Annotated in this window: 18 protein-coding genes, 1 pseudogene and 1 riboswitch; of the genes and pseudogenes, 13 read left to right on the plus strand and 6 right to left on the minus strand. The window is 58.7% G+C overall.

The window, feature by feature from the left end:
• Positions 1-385: transposase (locus tag IGW03_RS39275; RefSeq protein WP_194724446.1), on the minus strand; the 385-nt coding region annotated here is incomplete at its 3' end.
• 113 nt (positions 386-498) lie between these two features.
• Between IGW03_RS39275 and IGW03_RS20790 the strand changes: the two are divergent.
• A pseudogene (locus IGW03_RS20790) lies at positions 499-675 on the plus strand (dihydroxy-acid dehydratase domain-containing protein); the annotation flags it as partial.
• A complete protein-coding gene (locus IGW03_RS20795; RefSeq protein WP_194724447.1) occupies positions 620-1,099 on the plus strand; it encodes a GNAT family N-acetyltransferase in 480 nt (159 codons plus the stop codon). The pseudogene IGW03_RS20790 and the gene IGW03_RS20795, both read left to right, overlap by 56 nt.
• Before the next feature lie 329 nt (positions 1,100-1,428).
• Here the strand turns inward: IGW03_RS20795 and lldD are convergent, their stop codons facing one another.
• Positions 1,429-2,562: an FMN-dependent L-lactate dehydrogenase LldD gene (gene lldD, locus IGW03_RS20800; RefSeq protein ID WP_194724448.1), complete on the minus strand. Its 1,134-nt coding sequence runs from the start codon at positions 2,560-2,562 to the stop codon at positions 1,429-1,431.
• A gap of 243 nt (positions 2,563-2,805) precedes the next feature.
• On the opposite strand from lldD, the gene IGW03_RS20805 reads away from it, so the two are divergent.
• The 7 genes from IGW03_RS20805 to IGW03_RS20835 all read left to right on the plus strand — a co-directional run bounded on the left by IGW03_RS20805 (position 2,806) and on the right by IGW03_RS20835 (position 8,652).
• Positions 2,806-3,255, plus strand: a complete 450-nt coding sequence (locus IGW03_RS20805) for a DUF1622 domain-containing protein (RefSeq protein ID WP_194724449.1) — start codon at positions 2,806-2,808, stop codon at positions 3,253-3,255.
• A gap of 277 nt (positions 3,256-3,532) precedes the next feature.
• Entirely contained in the window at positions 3,533-4,504 is a 972-nt protein-coding gene (locus IGW03_RS20810; RefSeq protein WP_228535878.1) for an AAA family ATPase, read from the plus strand.
• An 18-nt stretch (positions 4,505-4,522) separates the two neighbouring features.
• The gene (locus IGW03_RS20815; RefSeq protein WP_194724451.1) at positions 4,523-5,374 is read left to right on the plus strand and encodes a DUF58 domain-containing protein; all 852 of its coding nucleotides are present in this window, start codon (positions 4,523-4,525) and stop codon (positions 5,372-5,374) included.
• The gene (locus tag IGW03_RS20820; RefSeq protein ID WP_194724452.1) at positions 5,371-6,234 is read left to right on the plus strand and encodes a hypothetical protein; all 864 of its coding nucleotides are present in this window, start codon (positions 5,371-5,373) and stop codon (positions 6,232-6,234) included. The genes IGW03_RS20815 and IGW03_RS20820 overlap by 4 nt, the downstream gene beginning before the upstream one ends.
• The gene (locus IGW03_RS20825; RefSeq protein ID WP_194724453.1) at positions 6,231-7,229 is read left to right on the plus strand and encodes a vWA domain-containing protein; all 999 of its coding nucleotides are present in this window, start codon (positions 6,231-6,233) and stop codon (positions 7,227-7,229) included. The genes IGW03_RS20820 and IGW03_RS20825 overlap by 4 nt, the downstream gene beginning before the upstream one ends.
• A complete protein-coding gene (locus IGW03_RS20830; RefSeq protein ID WP_194724454.1) occupies positions 7,226-7,753 on the plus strand; it encodes an MxaK protein in 528 nt (175 codons plus the stop codon). The genes IGW03_RS20825 and IGW03_RS20830 overlap by 4 nt, the downstream gene beginning before the upstream one ends.
• Positions 7,750-8,652 carry a vWA domain-containing protein gene (locus tag IGW03_RS20835; protein WP_194724455.1) on the plus strand — a complete coding sequence of 301 codons (903 nt, stop codon included), beginning with the start codon at positions 7,750-7,752 and terminating at the stop codon, positions 8,650-8,652. Before IGW03_RS20830 ends, IGW03_RS20835 begins: the two co-directional genes overlap by 4 nt.
• Positions 8,653-9,467: 815 nt before the next feature.
• On the opposite strand, the gene IGW03_RS20840 is transcribed toward IGW03_RS20835, so the two are convergent.
• Together IGW03_RS20840 and IGW03_RS20845 are read right to left on the minus strand one after the other, a co-directional pair.
• Positions 9,468-10,070: a DedA family protein gene (locus IGW03_RS20840; protein ID WP_194724456.1), complete on the minus strand. Its 603-nt coding sequence runs from the start codon at positions 10,068-10,070 to the stop codon at positions 9,468-9,470.
• Between the two features lie 442 nt (positions 10,071-10,512).
• Positions 10,513-10,649, plus strand: a riboswitch (yybP-ykoY riboswitch).
• A gap of 101 nt (positions 10,650-10,750) precedes the next feature.
• Positions 10,751-10,963, minus strand: coding sequence for a YkvA family protein (locus tag IGW03_RS20845; RefSeq protein WP_228535860.1), 213 nt, complete (start codon positions 10,961-10,963; stop codon positions 10,751-10,753).
• 402 nt (positions 10,964-11,365) lie between these two features.
• Between IGW03_RS20845 and IGW03_RS20850 the strand changes: the two genes are divergently transcribed.
• Positions 11,366-11,899, plus strand: coding sequence for a hypothetical protein (locus IGW03_RS20850; protein ID WP_194724457.1), 534 nt, complete (start codon positions 11,366-11,368; stop codon positions 11,897-11,899).
• Between the two features lie 54 nt (positions 11,900-11,953).
• On the opposite strand, the gene IGW03_RS39060 is transcribed toward IGW03_RS20850, so the two are convergent.
• Positions 11,954-12,274: a sensor histidine kinase gene (locus IGW03_RS39060; RefSeq protein ID WP_369122955.1), complete on the minus strand. Its 321-nt coding sequence runs from the start codon at positions 12,272-12,274 to the stop codon at positions 11,954-11,956.
• A gap of 462 nt (positions 12,275-12,736) precedes the next feature.
• Between IGW03_RS39060 and IGW03_RS20860 the strand changes: the two genes are divergently transcribed.
• A complete protein-coding gene (locus tag IGW03_RS20860) occupies positions 12,737-14,815 on the plus strand; it encodes a hybrid sensor histidine kinase/response regulator (protein WP_194724459.1) in 2,079 nt (692 codons plus the stop codon).
• A 237-nt stretch (positions 14,816-15,052) separates the two neighbouring features.
• Here the strand turns inward: IGW03_RS20860 and IGW03_RS20865 are convergent, their stop codons facing one another.
• Positions 15,053-15,820 (minus strand): glucose 1-dehydrogenase, encoded by a 768-nt coding sequence (locus IGW03_RS20865; RefSeq protein ID WP_194724460.1) that lies wholly within the window; start codon positions 15,818-15,820, stop codon positions 15,053-15,055.
• Between the two features lie 848 nt (positions 15,821-16,668).
• On the opposite strand from IGW03_RS20865, the gene IGW03_RS20870 reads away from it, so the two are divergent.
• Positions 16,669-18,030: a sensor histidine kinase gene (locus tag IGW03_RS20870; RefSeq protein ID WP_194724461.1), complete on the plus strand. Its 1,362-nt coding sequence runs from the start codon at positions 16,669-16,671 to the stop codon at positions 18,028-18,030.
• Positions 18,027-19,424 carry a sigma-54-dependent transcriptional regulator gene (locus IGW03_RS20875; RefSeq protein ID WP_194724462.1) on the plus strand — a complete coding sequence of 466 codons (1,398 nt, stop codon included), beginning with the start codon at positions 18,027-18,029 and terminating at the stop codon, positions 19,422-19,424. The genes IGW03_RS20870 and IGW03_RS20875 overlap by 4 nt, the downstream gene beginning before the upstream one ends.
• The last annotated feature ends 13 nt before the right edge of the window (positions 19,425-19,437 follow it).

The raw sequence follows: 19,437 nt of genomic DNA on the forward strand, positions 1-19,437 counted from the left end.
TTAGCTTAAGCAAGAACTCACAGCCGCTTGCGCCGATACGTTTGCGAAAGCGTGACATCTGGCTGGGATCGATAGGTAAGCGATACTGGAAATACTGTTCTCCGCAAAAGTACTGCCAGTATGGGTTCTCGGCCCAATGCATGACGACTTGTTCATCTGAGAGATTGAAGGCATGCTTAAGATAAGGCAGGCCCACCATGAGGCGAATTGAAATGGCAGGTCGACCACGGCCTGGGACATACAAAGGACCGAACTGGGCGCTTGCCGCCTGCCAATCCATCTTGCCAGCCAAGGTAACCAATGCATGCCAAGGGTCAACCATGTTGGCCAGCTCACGGGGCGCAAGGGCTGGATCTTGCGCGGGAGGAATCTCTTTGGGGGCCATGAATTCACCAAAAAATCGTAGCGGCGTACCCTATTTCTGGTGAATCCAAAACCCCAAAGTTCCCCGCCAACCCGCACCAGTACTGGCTCGCATCAGTACTTCAGGCACGACTAGCTATAGCGGCTGTCAAAGATTCCGGTGCAAACCCGCAGGTGTTTGGTACACCGACGATTTCCGATGGCATGTCGATGGGCACGGAAGGAATGAAATATTCCCTCATCTCGCGAGAAGTCATTGCAGACTGCATCGAGACAGCCGTCAACGGACAATGGATGGACGGCTGCGTCGTCTTCAAATGTTCCGAAGTACTTTCCCGCGTCGGAAGAGAAGTGGCTGCGTTCCTGTCTCGATGAGCCGGACGGACCCCTGTTCGTCGTCATCGATCGCGATCACGATCAGGTGATCGGTTTCGGTGGCTATGAATTGTCCGAGTTTTATCACCTCGGCACCCTGGTCTTTGGCTTGGTACGCGCTGACTGCCATGGACAAGGCGTAGGCCGTCTGCTGCTTGGCTATCGTTTGCGCCACATGGCTCGGCGAAAGCTGCGTCCACGCTATGTCACAGTAGATACCCATGCGCATACCGCCGGTTTCTTCCAGCGCTGCGGCTTCGAAGAAATCTCGCGCTGGCCGGGCGGCTACCGATCAGGTAGAGATAGGGTCGACCTTCGTATCGAACTGACCGACGAAGCGCTGGCTCGCTGGGATGAATGAAACTTCACAGGAGCTTGCCAAGCTCGCTGAGGCACTGTAGGGATGGTTGGGCGCGGCAGCAGGGCTCAGACTGCATGCATACGATCAACCCGAACGATTAAGCGTCGGCTTGAATATGCTTGCGGCGACGGAGCGTGTCCATACTGCTGATGAATTCCGGATGAAACATAGAGAATCTGATAGTGGAATGTCGCTCCGGCTGCGAAAGGACCCTTGTCAGGAAAGCGGACAAGCGGCAAGCACGCGCAAAGCCAGCTTTCCCTTACCGGCGCACATTGCACGCCAACCATACGAATCACCAGGCTTACAGCATGGCGTGCCGCCAAAGCTTATAGGGCGATAATGTCGCGCCCGATTTCGCGGATGGAACGTACGCCGGTCAGCACCATGTTCGTCCGCATATCCTTCTCGAAAAGCTTGAAAAGGTTGCGCACGCCCGACTCGCCGTGAGTGGCAAGCGCATAGACGAAGGCGCGGCCGAGCAGCACGCCGTCTGCGCCGAGCCCAAGCATGCGGATGACGTCGGTACCTGTACGGACACCGCCGTCAGCGAAGATCGTCAAATCTCCCTTGACTGCGTCGGCAATGGGGGGCAGCGCCCGCGCCGATGACAGCGCACCGTCGAGCTGACGCCCGCCATGGTTGGATACGACGATGCCGTCGGCGCCGAAGGCCTTGGCGTCGCGCGCATCCTGTGCTTCGAGGATGCCCTTGATGACCATCGGGCCCTGCCATTCGTCACGGATCCATTGCAGATCGGACCAGCCGATGCCAGGGTCGAAGTTGTTGGCCAGCCAACCGATGTAATCCTCTAGTCCGGTCGCATGACCGCGATAAGTCGATATGTTACCGAGGTCATGCGGGCGTCCCAGCAGGCCAACGTCGAAGGCCCAGCGCGGATGCCGCATGGCTTGCAGAATGCGGCGTATCTTGGCGTTCGGACCGCTCATGCCGGAGTGCGCGTCTCGATAACGCGCGCCCGGCACCGGCATGTCTACGGTGAAGACCAGCGTTTTTGCACCGATCTCGCGTGCCCGCTGCAGCACATCGCGCATGAACCCGCGGTCCTTGAGCACGTAGAGCTGAAACCAGATCGGCTTGCTGGATGCGGCAGCCACCTCCTTGAGCGGGCACAGCGAAACGGTCGACTGAATGAACGGTATGTTGCGCTCGGCAGCGGCGCGGGCAGCCTGGACTTCGCCGCGGCGCGCATACATGCCAGCTAGCCCGATCGGCGCCAGCGCGACCGGCAGGTCGTATTTCACGCCGAACCATTCAGCAGACAAGTCAAGCTGCTCGGATCCCTTGAGCACGCGCTGACGCAGCTTCACATGCTGCAGATCTTCGATGTTGGCGCGCAGCGTCTGCTCGGCCCCGGAACCGCCGTCAAGATAGTGAAACAGGAAGGGAGGAACGCGCCGGCGCGCGCTCTCCCGATAATCGGTCGCGGAAGAGATGATCATAGTGTATTGGTATTTCCCTTACTTGCAACATTGGCCATAGGGGTACCGGTCCGCTGCCATCATAGAGCACATCTGGCCATACGGAAATGGGAGCATGACAAAAACGGATGGGGCTACACGCGCACTCCTCTCAAGACGACCGCGAAGAAGGAGCAAACCGACTTACCTGGCACTTCCGTCATTTGTTTCATCAACATCCAATATAAATCAACAAGAATGGCGAGGCCCCCCCTGTTCGAGCACATGGAAGAGCAAGCCCGTTTCGGTGTGGAGCGGCTGCGGCTCCTGGTAAAAGCTCTGGCCGCCTTAGTCCTTGCAGTCGGCGTTGCCATTGCCATTGCCATCATAGGACTGATCCGTCATGCCATAGCGGCAAGGGGCTCAAGCTTTGCACCGATCCGTCTGGCATTCGCCCGTTACCTGACTCTCGCACTTGAGTTGCAGCTGGCAGCCGATATCCTGTCAACATCAGTCGCGCCGACTTGGGAGCGCATCGGCAAACTCGCAGCCATCGCAATCATTCGGACGGCCTTGAATTACTTCCTGAGTCTGGAGATTGAAGCGGAACGCAGGAGTCAACATGGTCGCCTCCAAGACAGGACTTGGTCTCCCTCAGACCTTCGTGCCGGACGCGGTTTGCTTAACCGTGGGATTGGTTTAAGACGTATCTTTTGGACGAAAGTGGCATGGTGACCATCCGGGTGCGCTCTATCTTTAACGTGCTAGCGGTACAGAATCAACTTTGCCTGGCCCGCTGGAATGGTTATTGCTCCGTACTGTCCCTGTTCGCGCGCCGGGCAATGCTGTGCTGTTTCGGAGCCGGCCTGCCGAAACATCTTGCAAGGGACGTCATATGGCTTTTGGGCAGTCAGCAGCGAGCCCGGTGGACGCGTGCGCGGGTCGCCCTGCCGGTTTCGGAACAGGCAGGGATGACACAGTGTTGCAGGAATGGCGCAGCCGGGCACTGGCCATGGAGGCAGCGGTGGGCCGCGCCGTAATTGGCCAGGCCGAACCCATCCGGCTGATCAGCATCGCTCTATTCACCCGCGGCCATGTGCTGCTCGAAGGCGATGTCGGCGTCGGCAAGACCACGGTGCTGCGGGCCTTTTCCAGGGCTGTCGGCGGAAAGTTCGAGCGGGTCGAGGGCACGGTGGACATGATGCCGGGCGACCTGGTCTATCACACCTATGTCGACGCGGAGGGCCGCCCGCGCATCGACCCTGGACCGCTCTTGCGGCATGGCGAGGAACTGGTCACCTTTTTCTTCAACGAGATCAACCGCGCCCGGCCGCAGGTGCAGTCCCTGCTGCTGCGCGCCATGGCGGAGCGCACGGTGTCGGCGTTCGATCGCGAATACCGCTTTCCGCATATGACCGTGTTCGCTGATCGCAACCGCATTGAACGGGAAGAGACCTTCGAATTGGCTTCTGCCGCGCGCGACCGCTTCCTGTTCGAGGTCAGCATGACTACGCCGTCCTCGCGCGAGGTGCGGCGCGCGCTTGCGCTGGACCCGCTCTTTCATGACGCTGACGCCCTGGTCGACAGTGTCGAGGCGGGCATGTTGCCATGGACCGAGATGAATGCGTTGGCGGCATTGGTACAGCGCCAGGTGTCGGCCAGCGAGACGCTGCAGGATTATGTGCTGGACCTGTGGCAGGCCACCAGCGCGCCGCTCGGGTACGGCATACGACTGGACGGTGTCGACATGGACAGGCTGATCCTGGCGGGCGTGAGTCCGCGCGGTGCCAGCGCGCTCATGCGCGCGGCTCGAGTGGCGGCCTGGCTGGACGAACGGCTGTATGTGACACCCGAAGACGTGCAGGCAGTGCTGCGTCCGGCCTTCATGCACCGGATATTCTTTACGCCCGTCTATGCCCTGCGCCACGCGGAAATCGCCGATGCGCTGCTGGCCGAAATGGTTTCCCGTATCGCCGCGCCCTGAACGCAGGCGGCACGCACCATGGACGACATCACCTTTTTTTATCGCATCCCCGGCCGAAGCGGCGAGCACCGGCCAGGCGCCCACCAGGCCAGCACGCACGGTGCCGGTCATGCATTTCACAGCCATGTCCGGCTGTTCGATCTTCCCGATTCGCGCAGGCTCGATGTGCGCGCCAGCCTGCGGGCAGGCCGTGGCGAATGGCTGGTGCGTGCCTACCGGCAGCGTGCGGCTATCTCGCTGCGGCTGGTGGTGGACGTCTCCGCCTCCATGCACGTGGGCGCGCCGCTGCGCAAGCTCGACATTGCCGCGCGGATCGCCGAGTCCGCGGCGCACAGCGCATTCGGCATAGGCGACAGGATCGGCATGCTGGCGTTCGACGCGGCGCACCGCGAAGACCTGTATTTCCCGGCCGTGCATAGCCGCGGCGCCGGACAGCAGATGCGGCAGGCGATCACTGCCTGCAATCCCGGCCAAACCGCCGGATGCGCTTTGGTAGAGACGGTGCGCCAGCTTGCCGGACGCCGCGAGCTGGTCTTCCTGATATCGGATTTCCACTGGCCGCTGGCGGTAACGGCCGAAGCGACGGACATGCTGAGCCAGGCATGGGTGGTGCCGCTGGTGGTATGGGACCAGGCCGAGCTTGCGCCGCCGCCGGCGGACGGCTTGGTCACACTGCGCGATGCCGAGACCGGAGCGGCCACGCCGGTCTGGGTCAATGCCCGGCTGCGCCAGCGCTGGGCGGCGCAGCTTGCCGGTCGCCGTCGCGCGCTCGATGCCCTGTTCGGCTCGCGCAGCCTGCTACCCCTTTATCTTCACGGCGACTTCGATGCAGCAGCGCTGTCGCGCTATTTTCTGGAGCTTGTTCCATGATGCGCCGGCTATGCGCCTGCCTGCTGGCCGCCTGTTCCGCATGCCTGGCGCTGCCGCCAGCGGCCACAGCCGAGGGCCTGCCGCCGGCGCCGCGCACCTTCGGCTACACGATCGGCGACATCCTTGTCCAGCAGGTGTTGCTGGTGCGGGACGGCAAGGACTTCAAGCCCGAATCGCTGCCGCCGCCTGGCAGGGTCGGGCGTTCGTTCTGGCGCCGCGATGCGCGCGTTGCGAAAGATGCAGAGGGACGCAGCTGGCTGCTGGTGGAGTACCAGATCATCAATGCGCCGCCTGCACTGGAAATGTGGTTCCTGCCGCCGCTGCAACTCAAGGGCGCGGGCGCCGCCGGCATGCTCGACGTCGCGCCGTGGCGCTTTTCGATCGGTCCGCTGACGCCGCCGGAAGCATTCAATGCACAGGGCCTGGGCGCCATGCGGGACGACCTGCTGCCCCAGGCGAAACCGCTGGCGCCTCTGGCACAGCGGATGTGGCTGGCCTCCGGCGCGCTGGCGGTGACGCTGCTGTCGTGGGTGACGGCGCTGCTTCTGCGGCGCCGTTGGCTGCGCGGGCGCCTGCCGTTTGCGCGCGCGCTGCGCGACCTGGCCCGTCTTCCCGACGATGCGCCGCAGGCATGGCGCCGCCTGCAGCATGCGTTCAATGAGGCCGCCGGGCAGGTGGTCCGAACCGACAATGTCGACCAGCTGCTGGCGCGCGTGCCGTATCTCGCTCCCGAGCGCTCCGCCATCGAGAAGTTCTGCCGCGAAACCAGCGCGCTGTTCTTCAGCGGTGCGGCGCCGGCGGGCGACGTGCATGCGCTGGCACGCCGGCTGGGACGCCTGGAACGGCGGTATGCGCCATGAGCAGCGTCGGTTTTGCCCAGCCGTGGTGGCTGCTGCTGTCGCTGCTGGCCCTGCTGCCGTTGCTGCGGCGGCCGCAGGATGAGCAGGTGTTCAGCTGGACCGAGTTGCTGCCGCCTGATCCTGCCGGCTGCTGGCGGCAGCGGCTGGAAAAGGCGCTTGCCGTGGCTGGCCTGCTCGCACTGGCGCTGGGCTTGGCCGGCATCGGCCTGCCGCAGACCGTCGCCACGCGCCAAGGCAGCGGCGCTGAGATCTTGGTGCTGCTGGACCGCAGCGCCAGCATGGACGCAGCCCTGGTGCCGCGAGGGCAGACGCCGCGCGTGGACAAGTATGCGGAACCGAAAAAACGCAAGATCGCGCGCCGCGCGCTGGCCAGACTGGCCGCCGGAAGGCCGCACGATGTATTTGCGCTGATGATGTTCAGCATCAACCAGTTCCAGGTGCTTCCCTTCAATTCGCAGCCGGAAATGATCCAGGCGGCCATCGAGGCGGGCGGCGTCGGCTCCGGCCTGAGCGACACCGATGTCGGCGGTGCCCTGCTCGCGGCGATTGCCCTTTTTGACGACAGGCCGGCTAATGGCAACCGCATCCTGCTGCTGGTCTCGGACGGCGGCGCGCCGCTCACGCCGCAGGCGCGCACCGAGATTGCCGCCAACCTGCAACGCAACAAGATCACGCTGTACTGGATCTACCTGCGCTCGTTCAACCAGCCACCGCTGGCTGAGAGCGCCGACCCGGCGTACGACCGCAGCGTCGAGGTGGCGATGCACCGCTTCTTCAGCACGCTGGACACGCCGTACCGGGCCTTCGAAGCGGAAAGCCCGTCGGCGATGGAGCACGCCGTCGCCGAATTGAGCCGGCAGCAGTTGCTGCCCATCAGCTACCAGGTCAAAGTGCCGCGCACCGACGGCGCCTGGCTGGCATTCCTGTGCGCCGCGCTGGCATTCGCGATCCTGCTGGCGCTGCGGATGCGTCACTTGGCGTTGCCGGCACCATGAGAACGTGGACCATCCACTGGTTCTTCGCGGTACCGGCCGTTGCCTGCCTGGCGGTGCTGGGCCAGGCGCTGCAAGCGCAGCGCGAAGCGACCGCCTATAACCGGTCGCTAGCCGACCCGCAGGCGTCTGCAGGATCGGCACCGGCGGCGGCATTGTCGCGCGGCGTGCGCCTTGCCGCCGCCGGTGACGTCAATTCCGCACAGCAAGCGTTCCAGCAGGCCTTGCAGCAGGGCGATCCCGCGCTGCGCAGGATGGCGCGCTACAACCTGGGCAATCTGCATCTGCGCCAGGCGCTGGCCATGCGGCGCGGCAATATGGAAGCCGTGCCGCTGGTCGAGCTGGCCAAGCAGTATTACCGGCAGGTATTAGCCGAGGAACCATCGCACCAGGAGGCTCGCTACAACCTCGAGCGCGCCCTCTGGCTACAGCCGGAGAACGTGACCTGGTACAGTGCCAAGGACAAAGCCGAGGCCCGCGAACGCCGGGCGACAGCATCCAAAATCGAGCAGGGGGAACTGCCATGAAGCGGTGGCCGCGTGACTGGCTGCTGGCGTTGGCCACGCTGTTGCTGGTGCTGGCCGCGCTGCTGCCGCCGGTAACCATGGAGCGCCGTGTTTTTTCGCACATGCTGGTGTTCGACATCACTCAGAGCATGAACGTGGCGGACCAGTCAATCGACGGCGCAAGCCTGACCCGCCTGGCCTGGGGCAAGCGCATGGCTTTGCAGGCCCTTGCGGAACTGCCCTGCGGCTCCCGCCTCGGGCTCTCGGTATTCGCCAGCCGCCGCACGCTGATGGTGCTGGCTCCGGTCGAAATCTGCGCCAATTACGACGAACTGGAGCAGGCCATCAACAAGGTCGACAGCCGGATGGCCTGGAACCAGGCCAGCGTGATCGCGCGCGGACTCTACACCGCCATCGAAGCCGCGGCCGAACTGCCGCAGCCGCCGTCACTGCTGTTCATCAGCGATGGCCATTCGGCGCCGCCGGTGGATGAAGAGAACATGCCCGAGTTTTCCTTGCCGCCTGCGCCAGTGCGCGGCGTGGTGATGGGCGTAGGAAGCCTGATGCCGCAGCCGATACCGCGCAGCGACAGCAGCGGCCGTTTCATCGGCTGGTGGGAGGCCGACCAAGTGGTGCAGCGCAGCCGCAGTGAAGACGCACCGGACAGCCAGGAGCACCTGTCGTCGCTGCATGAAAGACATCTGCAGGCACTGGCCCGCGTCACTGGCCTGACCTACGCGCGCATCGATTCCGCCGCAGCATTCCGGCGCGCTTCGCAAGATCCGGCCCTGGCGCAGACGCTGCGCGTGCCGACCGACGTGCGATGGATGCCGGCCCTGGTCGCCACGCTGCTGCTGACCATGTTCTTCCTGCCGCGGCGCGCCGACGTTTCCTTTGATCGAGTGCAGACAAGCGCCTGATCGAAGCCCGCAGTGTATACGTTCCTACTGCGACGAAACAGTCACAACATGGCGGGCACAGTGTACTTGATCCGTACAAGGGTACCGATGATTGTGTGGCGTTGAGCGAGAGGGTACTTGCCTTCCGGTGGACCGAGGCCTTTAAATAATGAGAGGACAGCCATTTAAGTTAATCAACCCCTTGCCCTGGACATGATGGAACAGCGCATCGTCAAACGCGGCCAGTAATACCAATCCCAAGGTATAACGTGCCAGATGAGAACGATGTATTTTTTCGTCTGGCAAGGCGTGAGAGGAATCCATCGCGGGGCTATGGATGATGAGCACAACGCAGGCAGGCGGACAAAGACGCGATCTCATGGCATGTTATACCTTCGGATTGGTATAAGACCGGCTATCCACGCATGAGCGGTTGCCGGTCGCAGGCAGTGCGGTAATTCAGATTCCTCGATCAGGAGGGTATTAATTGCTGCGACCGAGGCCGCAGCAAGAACATTTGCATTAACTTCTGCAACGTCTAGTATTTGCAAGTTGAAGATCCTGTCAAAAGACGCATCGACGTTTGCTTGAACTACGCAAGCAGGTATACCAATCCCAAGTCATAACATGCCATGAGATCGCGTCTTTTTCCGCCTGCCCGCGTTGCGCTCGTCATCCATAGTCCCGCTATGGACTCCTCCCGCGCCTTGCCAGACGAAAAAATACATCGTTCTCATCTGGCATGTTATGCCTTGGGATTGGTATAGGCTCGGAACGCACCGTCATTTCTGATAACGCAGCTGGACAATCATTCTTCCTTTAATGGTTTCTACGGTTTAATTTTCCTTTGCCAGTTGGCGTACAAGCCGATATAGGTAGGCACCGGCAATGATGGCGACGATGGCCTTCGTGGCTGGATCCAGATAACGGGCGATCGTCGAATACTTCGATTCGAGATAAAAGCCGCCGATGGCAAGCGCTCCCGTCCAGATCAGCGAGCCGCTCAAGGAGAAAAGTAAAAGTTGCTTCAGTGGCATTCTGGTGATCCCGGCAGGAACCGAGATCAACGTTCGTACGGCGGGCACCAGCCGTCCAAAAAAGACGGCGCCACGTCCATGCTTCGCAAACCACGAAGAAGCCGTTTCGATGTCTTCAGGCGTGACAGTCATCCATTTTCCATACCGGTCCGCAAGGTTGGATAGGCGGTCTTTCCCCAATAGCAGCCCTGCGTAGTACCACGGCAAGGCCCCGACAACAGATCCTGCTGTCCCAGCGGCGATAACGATCATGAGATTTAAATCCCCTCGTGCTGCCGCAAAGCCCGCGAAGGGCATGATCAGCTCTGACGGGATGGGCGGGAACACGTTTTCGAGAAACATCAACAGAAATACGCCCAAATATCCGCTGGCGGCGATCACATTCACAATTGTCTCGAACATTCAGTCTCCGTGATGGGGGAATCGGTTGGGGCTTCGGCTGCTCGTATTCAAGACAACTGTTATCTGATAGTACATTCCTGTATCTTCGCTAGGGGATTGGAAAAGTCCATGACGCTGCATTTTTAAGCTAACGTCTTCGAAACAACATAATGGATAAACCGTTAAGAAAGTGTGAAGACGTAGAAAGTACGTCAAATCTTGCACAATGGAATGCCGCCGAATGTCCCAAAAAAAGCCCGCACCTGACGTTAGGAGCGGGCTCAATTTTCTCAACCTTTGGGTACTGCATGGATAGTGTAGAACCCATAGGACGCGGTCATCTGCTAAATATCAACACCCTTAAGCCTTCATACAAAACTCCCGGCAGGCGCTTTCCAACGGTGTTCAACCGTGCGGGTGTGCGTATCAAGCCAAGAGATTTGCATCATCGAAATCTAAAATCTTGTCTGTCATTGGGGAGTAGCCGCCTTTCATCCATGAAGGGGCTTGCGCCATTACACTTGGTCCACAAACCATGGCGCAAGCGGTTCCACAGCTTTGCAAGACCTTTGATCATGTGCCTTTTGTTGGCCGGACCTTTCAAACGCAAAAGCGCGTCGCAGTGGCATAGACTCATAGGGCCCTTGTGGTTGCTGTCCATACGCTGACAACGAATAGGATGCCCAATTGCCGCGCGACTTTCAACCTTTCTTATCCATCCCTTCCGCAGCTTTGGCTCTACATTTAGTCAGGACACCGGCTGAAATCAGTCGCACCGCAATCCAGATCAGACGGGGCAACAAGAGAACGTCGTCCAGATAGCCAAGGACAGGAATAAAGTCCAGAATCAGGTCGAATAAACTCAACGCGTAGGCAACGACTAGCACACAAAGCATCTTCGCGATCAAGGCCATGCCAACGTGCTTGTTAGCGAACTAGAGCGTATCTCCGTTATGCTCCAGTTCGCTTGCCCAAGCACATTTTTTGGAGAGCCTCATTCGTCGGTTACTTTTTTTGAAAAATTGAAACAGGAGAATACCCATGCCGCTAATGGCGTGGCACCACTAGAAATAGTGAATTGCGATGCCATCCACCACGACGGTACTTAAGGAGCAGGGTAGGACGACGTAATGTTCCCTAGTTGCCCTTGCACGATCCTGAAGAGATTTTTCGATAGTGTCGTCCCTATACCGGTTACTTCCCATCATAGATGCTCCATGCTGTATCATAAAAACATACACGTCGCGTACAAGGGCACTGTATGATAGAACGTCGTAAGCTTACCTAGCATTAAACAATGCAGATGGAGGAGTTTTATGTCCAGAAGTCCACTGATCTTCTCCGTGCTCACTTTAGTCTTTGTTTCTGGGTGCGCATCGACCAACTTCGCAAAAACAGCGGCTCCTGCGACTATCACAGAGCAACGTATCAAGCTTGCTTCCGGGACCAACCAGTGGGGCGTCAATAAGCTTGTTCAAGTAGGGGAAGTCAAGCTCGGTTACTACGGTCCGCGTGGTGGTAGAGCCAATACTGACAGCAGCGGCACCACCTATACATTTGATGCAGGGCCGACTGTGATTGCGGCCTGGTACTATGATACCCAGACCGGGAACCATTTAGTCAACCAAACACCGCTCACAAAAATGCAGGTTGAATTGAAACCCCGGGGCCGGTATGAATTAAGGAGTGTAAAGAAAGAGGGTAGGTTGCAGTTTCTGGTTATTGACCTTGAAGCAAACGCAAGCGTCGCAACTTCCGACTGGATCAGCCTATCTCAGAAATTATTACCTGAGCCGGCAGGTGAATCAGGTGGCACAGCCTTTTCGGGCATGTTGCGCATGATCAAATGATTTAGCTCCAAATCCTGGGCCTGCCGCGGCTTGTCACATGAATCAGGCCGGCAATCAAGAATCGCTTGACTCAAGTGCGAAAGCAGCCGCTGGCTTGCACTCAGGCTTTGCGCGAGCCACTCGCAGAATCGAGTTTCTAAATTGCGGCAAGAATGTGAGCTCATCGCGCCTGCATTGCGCCATACCGATTGGAAGCTCTTTCGCCCTGCGAAACAGATCGAATGCTTTAGGCAGCAAGTCCGGCGACATGCCGATTCCGCTGTCCGAAATCTCCAGTACCACTTCGTCCAACGCAACATGCAGCCGTACGACGATATTGCCGCCTGCGGGCGTGTACCTGGCCGCGTTTGCCAGCAAGTGGGTCACTATTTGCACCAGTCATTTGTGGTCCCCGCTCACGTGGGCTGGCTTGGAAGGCCTGTGCAGCGAAAGTTTGTGCTGCCGTACGCTGATGGTTTGACTCATCTGTTCAATGGCATCGTCAGGTACCTGACGAAAGTCGGGCGAAGCACCGTGAACTTTTCACAATCCTCGTATTGTATGCCAAGCCAGATACGTTGGCCTCCGGCGTTCTGCTCATTTGGGGAGCCGCACGCTCAACCCGGATACGAGGAGACGTGAACGCGAAGGCATCGTCAAGGGCTCGGGCTTGACTTTATGGCAAGACGTCGATTCGTGCTCTGTGCCATATCCAAGTTGGATGCCCATTTTTCAACGACAGCAAATCGCTGTGGACTGTGCTGGCAGTCATAAACAGTACAGACACCATCCCACAATCCTGTATTATGCGGCCACGCCGGTTTCAAGAGCCAAGGATTGACTGTTACTAGAAATACAATGGACATCGCCATCAAGCCACCTCTAACATTCCTTACTGGTGGCGGCGAAATGGCGGCCAGTATTCTTGCGTTCGACTGGTCGAACTCCCCGGTAGGCCCGATCGACAAATGGCCATCCTCGCTACGCACGGCTATCAACATGGTGCTCAACTCCAGGTTCCCGATGTTTCTCTGCTGGGGACCGGAGTTCATCAGCTTTCATAATGATGCCTATACGCCCTTGCTGGGCCAGAAGCACGCCCTTGGACGGTCGTTCCGAGACATCTGGGCGGAGGCTTGGGAGACCGTCGGGCCGATAGCCGAGCGAGCCTTCGCCGGCGAGGGAAGCTATTTCGAAGACCTGCCGATCGTCATGGAACGCCATGGCTCTCTCGAACAGACCTGCTTCTCGTTTTCGTACAGTCCCGTCCGGGCTGAGAGCGGCGAAGTCGCTGGCATTCTGTGCACTGTCTTCGAGACGACTGGCAAGGTTGAAGCCATCGCGAAATTGCAGGAGAAGGAAGAAGCCCTCGTGAGTCTCAATGCCAGGCTTGAACAACAGGCTGCCGCCCATGCAGCCGACCGGGACAGGCTCTGGAAAATCTCGCAAGACGTCATGGCCGCAGCCTCGCTTGCCACCGGCCGTTTCCTGACTGTGAATCCGGCTTTCACGGAAACATTTGGCTGGAGTTCGGAAGAGGCGACCTCAGTGCCGTTCATGGATCTAGTCTATCCGGCCGACAAAGACGATGTCGCGCAAAAGATGCAGGTGCTTGCCAGCGGAGTGCCGCTGGTCCGTTATGAAACGCGAGTCCTGCACAAGGATGGTTCGCATCGTTGGGCCTCATGGTCGATCGTCCCGGAAGGTGAATTGTTGTATGGCGTTGCCCGGGATATCACGGCAGAGAAGCAGCAAGCCGAGACGCTTCGCCAAACCGAAGACGCATTGAGACAAGCGCAGAAGATGGAAGCCGTCGGTCAGCTCACAGGCGGTCTGGCACATGATTTCAACAACATGCTGGCCGGCGTCGTTGGCCACTTGGAATTAATGAAGCTCAAGCTGCAACTGGGACAGCTCGGTGACTTCGAGCAGCGTATTGATGCGGCAGTTGCCGTCACTGATCGTGCCGCCTCCTTGACCCACCGTTTGCTTGCATTCTCCAGGCGGCAAGCACTCGATCCAAAACCGGTGGATGCCAATTCACTGATTGCTTCGATGGCCAGCCTGATTCAGGGGACTGTGGGTCCAGGAATCAAGGTACGAACCGAATTGCAGCCATCGCTATGGATCACGTTGTGCGACGCCAACCAGCTCGAAAGTGCACTGTTGAACCTGGCGATCAACGCGCGTGACGCCATGCCCGGCGGCGGAACGTTGACCATTGAAACTGGCAATACGATTATCGGAGAAGCGCACAAGAGGCTATATCCTGAGTTGAAGCCCGGAGAATACGTCACTGTAACGGTGACCGATGATGGGACCGGGATGACACCCGATGTCGTCGCCAGAGCGTTTGACCCTTTCTATACCACCAAGCCGCTTGGTCAGGGAACAGGGCTCGGGCTGTCGATGGTCTATGGCTTCGTCAAGCAATCCGGCGGACATATCACCATTCGGTCAGAACCTGGGCGGGGCGCAATCGTGCACTTCAAACTGCCGCGGCATCTAGCTGAAGCAAGGCCGACCGGCGCTGCCAACGCAGATCCTAATTCCATGCCGCCGAAAGGCAAGGGCACGGTAATGATTGTCGACGACGAAGAGCAGGTACGATCTGTTCTGATCGAGGTACTGCAACTGCAGGGTTATACGGTTCTGGAAGCGGCGGATGCACCTGGGGCGTTGCGCATTCTCGATCAGTGCTCCAGACTGGACCTTCTCGTCACGGACATCGGCCTGCCTAACGGGATGAATGGCCGTCAGCTCGCAGAGTTGGTGCGGACGCATTGGTCAACCGTGCCAGTGCTGCTCATTACCGGTTATGCAGAAACACTAGTGACGAAAAACAGTATCCTTCCGCCTGGCATGCATCTGCTTACGAAACCTTTTACGATGAATGCATTTGCGGAAAAAGTGGCCAGCCTTACAGGCCATGGTTAGTATCGCGCACCATGCCAGCGGTTCGAATCCGGGTTTGGGAGCACATCTTCCCCGAGCTTCGCAAGTTAGTACCGATCCCAAGTCATGACATGCCCAACGGGATCGATGGTTCTTTCGGCTGGCATGGCCGAGGTCGCAGGTCAGAAGCCCATGGCCGGACTATCATCCCGCCAATGCGCCTTTCAGACGGGTTCAGTCCATGAAAGTGCGGTGCCGTTATCGCCGAGCCTGCTTGGATCAGTGCGCGGTGAAGCCGCCGTCGACCGGCAGGCCGATGCCGACTACGAAACTGGCGCCCGGACTGCACAGCCACAGCACCGCTTCGGCGACCTCTTCCGCCGTGCCAAGCCGACCGATCGACTGCTCCTTCAAAATGCCTTCCATTGCGTCCACCTGGCCTTCCAGCATGGCGCGCACCATCGGCGTATCGATAGTGCCCGGGCAGACTGCGTTGATGCGCACGCCGCGTGGTGCGTATTCGACGCCGGCACTCTTGGTCATACCTAGCACCGCATGCTTGGTGCCGTGATAGGCAGCACGTTGCGGCAGGCCGACGAGGCCGCCCAGCGAAGAATTGTTGACGATCGCGCCGGAGCCCTGGGCGCGCATGACGCGCAGCTCGTGCTTCATGCTGGCCCACACGCCGAACTGGTTGACGGCGACAACACGCTCGAAGTGCTCGATCGGTTCGTCGGCGGCATCGCTCGGCGGTATCTGGATGCCGGCATTATTGAAGGCCATGTCGAGGCGCCCGTACTCGGCGATTGTTCGGTCGACGGCTGCGGCGACCTGCGCTTCGTCGGCGACGTCGCAGGCAATGCCGATGGCGGCGCCGCCATCAGCGACTATCCGCGCCGCTTCGGCGGCTGCGAGCTCACCATCCAGGTCGGCCAGGACGACCTTCGCGCCGCATTGGGCGAAAGCGCGGGCCGCGGCCAGGCCCATGCCCATGGCGGCTCCGGTAACGAAGGCCACTTGGCCGGTAAAGTCATAGCGTGGGTTCATGTTGGTTTTCCATTCGATGAAAAAAAAGTCCTCGCAGTTGCGCGAACAACTCCTGCCGTCGCAGCGCTAGCGCCCCCGCTGCGCAATGCGGATGCGTGAACCACGCGAGGCTCGATGTGGTGCTGGTTCAAAGCGCGGCACTGTCGATGACGAAACGGTATTTCCTGCGCATGGCCCACCCGCAGCATGTAGTGCTCGCGTACAACAATTTGCCGCAAGCAACGCCTTGGGTAGGGGCGCAGGAGCATCCTTGGTCAGGACGTTGCAGGCGGGGACCATGCCGTCACGGCAGTTTCCCGGGCCTGCTTCGCATTCTTCGCAATGCCGGAATGGGCCCCATTGGCTTTCTCGATCATGCCGTTTGCTCCTTCGCCTATCTCGAAGATGCAGCATGCTAACCAATAAACGGCCCCAAAATCGGTTCGATTTTGCATGCCCTTATGAGCACAGATCATGAATCACCGCCCGGATTGCGTTCGCAACGTCATGAAACAGGATGCATGAGAAGGTATGGGATGAACATTTTCATTTGCGTCAGAGGGCTCTGGCACCTGTCACTAATGATGAAGAGCTGAGGGTACTGCATCTGTACTATTGGCGGTCGTCGGCAGCGGATATATGCTGGTCATCACTTTACTGCACCGATCTTCAAGTAATGGAAAGGCAAGCTGTACTTTTTCATGAATGCTCGCGGCTGGAAGCCATGAGCACTGCAGCGTCGGTCTATCAATACTCTGCATGCTGAACCTTGAGGCGGGACGGTACTGCGGAAAGTGTCGGTTTGTCTCAACATATTCAAACCATTATTGGATCGATCAGTAGTGTTTCGAGCGTAAACAGAGATTCAGATGAACGCTACCGGCTCTTTAGCAGACGATTCCCCATTCAATCTGAGTCAGCGCTTTCTGGTGCTAAGTTTCGTTTCAATTGCAATGGTCAGTCTTGTATCGTCTTTTCTACTTGCCTCCTTCCTTAAGGAACGTTTTCTTCGACAAGACGCGGAAGCCATGACTCAGGTCGTCAACAGTATTGCCGAGGTCGAGCTTCTGGACCGGCACGACGCTGGAGACCAAGCCTTCAACTTAAGTCTGGAGGACGTGGCAAAGCACATCACCACGCTGCCGGACGTTGTGCGTGCCAACGTATTTAACCGTGACATGCGTGTGATCTGGTCCACTAATCCGGAGGTGGACGGTGTTCAGGTCAGTGATAATACCCAATTGAGGCACGCTCTGGACGGCGAACTTTCCTTCAATTCCGGCAAAATCGGCGACACGGACCACGACCGACCAGAGCAGACGGCGCTAGGACATCCCGAGTTCGTAGAGATCTACATGCCCGTCCGCGCCGCAAATAACCAGCAAATTCTAGGCGTTGTGGAAATCTACAAGGTACCGAACTCACTGTTCTCCACCATCAGGACCGGACAAAGGTTGATCTGGATCGCTGCCGCGATCAGCGGACTGTTCCTGTATATCACTCTATTTTGGATCGTGCGCCGTGCCGATCACGTCATCCTTGGTCAACATAACCGCCTCGTCGAGTCGGAAACTCTTGCAGCTGTCGGTGAAATGGCTTCGGCCGTCGCCCATGGCATCCGCAGTCCGCTGGCTTCGATTAGAAGCTCGGCCGAACTCTGGACGGAAGAAGCGCCCGACAGCAGCAACTTTGCACAAGACATTATTTCAGAAGTGGACAGGCTGGAGAAGTGGGTGCGAGGGCTGCTCACATACTCCCAACAGTCCGATCGGCAATTCGAAACTGTGGACGTCGCGTCGACCATTCGACAAAGCATCAGCCATCTCACGCAAGACCACAATCGGAAAACTGTCGGCATTGAAATCGACATGAGAGAAGATCTACCCGGAGTGCGCGGCGACAGTGCCCTACTGGCACAGGCACTTAGCAATATCATTGCCAACGCTTTGGAAGCTTCCCGGGAGGGAAGCGTTGTGGCCATCGCCGGGAAAACCGACGAGAACCACAAGCTGGTGAAAATCCACGTTACTGATAGTGGGGTCGGCATCTCCGAGGATCAGATGTCGAGAATATTCATGCCGTTCTATACCACCAAGGGCAACGGGTTGGGAGTAGGGCTCGTCATAGCGGACCGCATTGTCAGACGGTACGGCGGCATGCTGGAAGTCAGAAGTCAGCTTGGCACGGGTACTGATGTGGTCGTCACACTTCCTGTAGTGAGGGGAACATGAATCCTGCGATCCTCATCATTGAAGACCATCAGGTCCTCGCGAGAAACATAATGACGTATCTCAAGCGGCACGGATATGAGACGATGATCGCGCCTACAGGCGAGCTTGGGATCGCCCAGCTTGCTTCCTTTGCTCCCGATGTCATTCTTCTTGATTATCATCTGCCCGAATCGAACGGTATGCAGGTCCTGATGGATATCCGCAAACACCGGTCGAATGTCAAGATCATCATGCTGACCGGCCACGGAAATGTCGAGATCGCCGTAGAGGCGATGAAATGCGGCGCTGATGATTATCTGTCGAAGCCCGTCGCCTTGAGCGAATTACGGATCGCCATCGAGAAGGCGCTGAAGCTGGAGAGAACCGAAAGAAAACTATCCTATCTCCTCAACAAGGAGGCCGAGAGCGGTGCCATGGCCAAGATCGTCGGCGAATCGGCCCCGATGCTGGCGCTCAAGGATTTAATGCGGCGCCTGATCAATGCCGAATGCATGCTGACTGACAACGACCTGCCAGCCGTGCTGATCACGGGTGAGACCGGAACAGGAAAGGAACTGCTGGCGAGGGCCCTGCATTTCGAAGGGCCACGCAAGGAACAGGCTTTTGTCGAACTCAATTGTGCTTCGTTCCCGCCACATCTGCTCGAAGCCGAGCTGTTCGGTTACGAGCGTGGCGCATTCACGGATGCACAACAGTCGAAGCAGGGTCTCATAGAAGCGGCCGACGGCGGCACGCTGTTTCTCGACGAGGTAGCGGAGCTCGAATTGGCGGCACAGGCAAAACTGCTCAAGATCCTCGAAGACAAGAAAGTTCGAAGGCTGGGTTCCGTGCGGGACAAGCTGATCAACTTCCGCATCATTGCTGCCACAAATCAGAATATCGAACGTTATGTGCAGGAGGGGCGGTTCCGTTCCGACCTTTACTACCGCCTTCGCACCGTGCAGATGACGCTGCCTCCGCTTCGCGAGCGCGGGGGCGATATTCTTCTATTGGCCAAGCTGTTCTTGGCAAGCCATGGCAAGCGGTATGGCAAGACGGATCTGCGGTTCACCCCCGCTGCGGAACAGGCTATCCTGGAATGGCACTGGCCGGGCAACGTGCGGGAGATGCGAAATCTGATGGAACAGGCTGCGCTCCTGACGTCGAACGGAATCGTGCAAGCGCAGGAACTTGGACTTTGGAAGGCACCTGCGACGTCTGAAGCGGCCACGGCAGGCGAATGCCTGGCCAGTAACGGCGACCTGAATATGGAACGGATGGAGCGTGACTTCCTCAGAGAAGCGTTGCGCAAGACAAACTGGAACGTTACTCAGGCTTCAGTCTTACTGGGCCTATCGCGCGATACGCTGAGATATCGGATGGAAAAATATGGCCTGAAGAATCTGACATCGTAACCGGAGGCCATAT

It is taken from the genome of Noviherbaspirillum malthae (genome assembly GCF_015352985.1).
Lineage (GTDB): Bacteria > Pseudomonadota > Gammaproteobacteria > Burkholderiales > Burkholderiaceae_D > Noviherbaspirillum > Noviherbaspirillum malthae.